The following is a 3,842-nucleotide window of genomic DNA, read 5'->3' as shown; positions in this document are numbered from 1 at the left end:
GATCCGATGAGGCGGCGCTACGCGGCGCGATCGCCCGGGCCCGCGGGGCCGGGCCCGGCATCCCGGTGGCGCTGGCCTGGGACGGCGACCGGATCGTCGCGCGGGTCGGCCCCGGGAGCGGCACGGCGCATGTCCTGCTGGGGTGGTGGTTTCCGCGGCGCTGGCTTCCGCGGCGGCTACGGTGGCTTCCGCGGGGGATACGGCGGTTACGGCCGAGGATATGGCTATGGCCGCGGTCATGGCTACGGCGGCTACGGTCTGGGTCTGGGCCTCTTGACCGGTGCAGCTGTCGGATACGGCCTCGCTGGCGGCTACGGGTATCCCTACGGCGGTTATGGATATGGCTACGGCGGTATGCTCCGGTGGGCTACTACGGCGGACCCTACGGCTACTACCGCCGCCCGTACGGCTACTACGGTGGGTACGGATACTGAGCCCGACACAACTATACGCTACACCCGGTCGTAACCGGGTTCTGCCATCCCGCTGATGGGCCGCGTTGTGTATCGGCCCGACCGCAGGTGAGATCGGACGCTCCCCCGCCCCTTGAGCAGATCGGGGCGGGGCCGAGCGGCCGATGCTCAGCATTGGGCCGCGCAACCGAGCTTAGCCATGTGCGTTCTTATCGAAGCGGCGCTGTTGAGCGCCTGAGGCTTCTCCAATGCTCCTGATCATGGCCCTGGTGGCAGGCACATTCGCGCTTGCCGGCTCGTTCTCGCTCATCGCTATGCTGGCGGACTAACGCTACTGTCGCGCCAGTCCGAGCACCTCGCGGCCGAGGTTAGTCGCATGCGCTCAAGCTTGGCAGCAAGTTCGGCTCTAGCGAGGCGATCGCCCATGCGGACGCCCGGTTCGTGAACTTGATTGCCAATCGTGTAGTATCTGCGACGTTGAGGGATGATGCCGGGCGGATGATCTGGTCCAGCCGACGTGCCCCTGTCACTGGGAGCGACTTAGCCATGACCGAAACCGACAGGCCTCACGGCGTGAGCGTGGTGCCGCCCACGGTACCGATCCGCAACATCAATGTGCCGGATCCGACGGCAGGCAACGGCCTCGCAAGTAAGGAGCCGACCGATGACACCACTGGCCATGAGGCCTTCGAGAAAGCCAAGGCAGAGTCGGAACAGAGGAAGTGATCTATACGGATTGAGTGGTTGTTGATCGGACACCCTTATCGATGACCTCGCAGGCCTCATTCAATCCGTTGCGCTAGCGCCTGGGTCATGCTCAGCGCGACTGCGCAAGCGAGGCCGCACCGAGCTCTAGGGGGTAAAGCCGCGGTGCTGCTCTGCCGGCTGAGGCCGAGGCCGATCGCTGAGAGCATGATCACGCTGGGCGATTAATGAACTACCGCCGACATCCAAGGGCGGTGAGGTCCGGTCCTTGCGGATGCATCAGCTCTACGCCTTTGCCGAAGCTGTTTGACGCGTGATCTGAGAAGCTGCCGGTATCGCCTCTCCGGACGGCGGGGCCCCGGAGCCATCCACGATGCCGACCAGGTCGGCTTCGGTCACTGAGACACCATCCGGATCAGTGACAGTGATATCTTGACGCTCGGCGTCTCTGAAGTCGCGCAGCTTACGCAGCGCCCAGTCCGCCGTCGGGCATTTGTAGGTGACGATACCATTACGTGCGGCGCCCCGGACGACGTAGAGGCGACGCTGTTCCATCACACATCGATCCCGGCAGCCCCCAAGACGGCCCGCTGCTTCAAGATGCCAATGCGATGTGCGCGGATCGCATACTCAAGGTCAAGTACGCTCTGATCGTTCTGCTCGCGGAGAGCGGCAGCCGCTCTAGCAAGTGCGGCAATAGCCTGTTCGTCGAGCAGAATGTTAAGGGCAAGCCTGCGCTGAAGACAGTCGCAATGATGATCCATGTTTCGACCCGGCTCTGACATGCAGCCTCAACCGGGCATATCGGCTGTAGGTTCAAACCAGCGATGCAGCGGCACAATTTCGACCATTGTTTAGCTGTCTGAGCAAGGGTTTGGCGCGTGCAAGCTCCAAATCGCTCGGCCACCTGGGGTGGAAAGGTAGACAGCCTTCGCGCCGAGGGCTTGGAAATCCAAATCGAGGTCGCGTGCGATGGCGACCGCCGCATCGTCATCGGCTGCAGTTATCCTGCGCTCGTCGAGTGTCGGACCAACGATGCCGTCCTGTTGCCGACAGACAGCACGGAAGATGTATGCGCGCATGCCCTACCCTGCGTTTGCTGAGAGCATCACGGCGTCAGTGCCGATCTCGGCACCGTTGTAGCCGAGTATCCGGGGCCTGTCGCAAGCCGTATCGTAAACCGCAGGAAAGGCGAGAACCGCCTTGTTTTCAGATCTCGTTAACCTTTTGAAGCCCGAAGCAGACCCCGAGCAGCTGGTTCTGCTCGCGCACGGTCCACGTGCCGGCAAAGCCGAAGCCCTTGCGCAGCCACAGCATGGCCTCGAAGCCGCAGATCGTGCGGCGCGCCGTATGGAACGAGCGGAACCCGCCGACCCGCGTCATCGTCCGCTTCACCCGGAAGTGGTCGCCCTGGATCCCTTGCTGCAGGTGCTTGGTGACGTAGTGGATGGGTGTGCGGGGTAGCAGGCCGTCGCTCCTCGCAGCTACGATGGCGGGCGGATAGGTTCCGGCGCCGTCCGTGCCGATCCGATCAGGGGCGAGAAGCGGCTGGTCCGCCAGCATTTTACGGAAGAACCGCTTGGCCGCATCGAGATCGCGCCGGGCGGTCAACAGGAAGTCGACCGCGTCACCGTGCTTGTCGATGGCCCGGTACAGGTAGCGCCACTCGCCGCGCACCTTGATGTACGTTTCGTCGATCCGGATCGAGCCGCAGTGTGGCCGGCGGAATGCGCGCAGCCGCTTCTCGATCAGCGGCGCGTAGGCGAGCACCCAGCGGTTCAGGGTTGAGTGGTCCACCTCCAGACCGCGTTCCAGGAACAGCTCTTCGATGTCACGGTAGCTGAGCGGGTAGCGCAGGTACCAGGACACCGCCTGGACGATCAGCGCCGCCTCGAAGTGCCGGCCCCGGAAGTCGGCCTTGGCGCGTTGTTTCAGCTTGGCGGCGATGGTGTGGAGGATCATGGGCCGGCTCCAAGGCGGAGGCGGCAAGCTGGGCGGGTGTGGCTAACGACCCATGAACAGAAGGGCCGTCTAGGTTTGCGACACGCCCACCTTGAGGTCACTGCGCCGCTGGTCGGGCCGCCTGAGGGGGCAATGACGGCGACGACGAAACGGATACGCCCAGCCCCGCCTTCGCGGGGTGCGCCTGAGCACGTCCATCCGCATGTGGCTCGGCGGTGACACGCATCGACGACCATCTGTGGACGACGTCGGATGCCTCTGATTGGTCAAGGTTCAGGGGCGAGCGTAAGATGCCTTCTCCGATCCGGCATCGCCATGTTCGCCAGCTCCCACGCCTTCATTCACTATCATCGCGAACGCTTGGCCGTGCTCTTGTCCTCGGCCCTGTTCTTGGCTGGCGCCCTGCCGCTGTTCTGGGCGATCGGCTGAACCTCTCAGCGCCTAATCCCACAACAAAGAAACACCCCGGGAGCGGGTGCTCCCGGGGTGTCGCCGACCTCGCGGCCAGTTTGATCGAGCTGGGGATGCGAAGGTCAGCCGATCGGCTGCTCTTCGGCGATGACGGGCGGTGAGGAGGACCAACTACCCCTCGCCCACCATCGCATCTCCCGGCACGGATGCCGGGAGCAGCGCGACCGGATCTCAGTACGAGCCGAACTTGTAGTTCAGGCCGGCGCGGACGACGGCGAACTCGTCGGAGCGGCGGCCGATGCCGCTGCTGTAGACGGCGGGGAAGTTGCTGGCGGCGTTGATGACGAACGC

Annotated in this window: 4 protein-coding genes and 1 pseudogene; 2 read left to right on the top strand and 3 right to left on the bottom strand. The window is 64.2% G+C overall.

The window, feature by feature from the left end; all coding sequences use genetic code 11:
* The first annotated feature begins 959 nt into the window (after positions 1-959).
* A complete protein-coding gene (locus MKK69_RS29105; RefSeq protein WP_243973648.1) occupies positions 960-1,139 on the top strand; it encodes a hypothetical protein in 180 nt (59 codons plus the stop codon).
* Between the two features lie 264 nt (positions 1,140-1,403).
* On the opposite strand, the gene MKK69_RS29100 is transcribed toward MKK69_RS29105, so the two are convergent.
* Complete coding sequence (locus MKK69_RS29100) at positions 1,404-1,673, bottom strand: hypothetical protein (protein WP_243973647.1); 270 nt, start codon at positions 1,671-1,673, stop codon at positions 1,404-1,406.
* A 56-nt stretch (positions 1,674-1,729) separates the two neighbouring features.
* On the opposite strand from MKK69_RS29100, the gene MKK69_RS29095 reads away from it, so the two are divergent.
* The gene (locus MKK69_RS29095; RefSeq protein WP_243973646.1) at positions 1,730-1,900 is read left to right on the top strand and encodes a hypothetical protein; all 171 of its coding nucleotides are present in this window, start codon (positions 1,730-1,732) and stop codon (positions 1,898-1,900) included.
* A gap of 427 nt (positions 1,901-2,327) precedes the next feature.
* Here the strand turns inward: MKK69_RS29095 and MKK69_RS29090 are convergent, their stop codons facing one another.
* The gene (locus MKK69_RS29090; RefSeq protein ID WP_243973645.1) at positions 2,328-3,080 is read right to left on the bottom strand and encodes an IS6 family transposase; all 753 of its coding nucleotides are present in this window, start codon (positions 3,078-3,080) and stop codon (positions 2,328-2,330) included.
* A 642-nt stretch (positions 3,081-3,722) separates the two neighbouring features.
* Positions 3,723-3,842: pseudogene (locus MKK69_RS29085) on the bottom strand (porin family protein); the annotation flags it as partial.

The sequence above is a fragment of the Methylobacterium sp. J-026 genome (assembly GCF_022829585.1).
Taxonomy (GTDB): domain Bacteria; phylum Pseudomonadota; class Alphaproteobacteria; order Rhizobiales; family Beijerinckiaceae; genus Methylobacterium.
The sequence above is the reverse complement of the archived record's forward strand: the minus strand, read 5'-3'. Positions and strand labels throughout refer to the sequence as shown.